This window comes from Monashia sp. HAY1-5C (assembly GCF_056755255.1).
Genome location: NZ_JBPGXG010000313.1, coordinates 1 through 294, shown reverse-complemented (window position 1 = coordinate 294; position 294 = coordinate 1). Strand labels below are relative to the sequence as shown.

Genomic DNA, 294 nt, shown 5'->3' with positions numbered 1-294 from the left:
GTCGGTGAACACGTACGGCGACCCCTCGCCCGCGATGGACTCGTACTCCCCCGGCGTCGACGTCACGAACACGTCGACCTGCTTCTCGTTGAGCCAACGCGACAGGTCGTCCTTGATGACGCCGTGCTGCAGGAACGTGAACTTCCACCTTGGGTGTGGAAGGTGCGCGACCACCGCCGGTGGGCGCTGGACGGGCACGTCGATGTGCGAGGAGACGAGGTGGGCGGCGTTGATCATGAGCAGCTTCCACCGCAGCGACCCGTGCGCGACCAGCCTGCTGCCGTACCCGTCGGC

Annotated in this window: 1 pseudogene; it reads right to left on the bottom strand. The window is 67.0% G+C overall.

Going from position 1 to position 294, the window contains the following annotated elements:
• Positions 1–294, bottom strand: a pseudogene (locus tag ACR9ZK_RS21815) (bifunctional glycosyltransferase/CDP-glycerol:glycerophosphate glycerophosphotransferase); the annotation flags it as partial.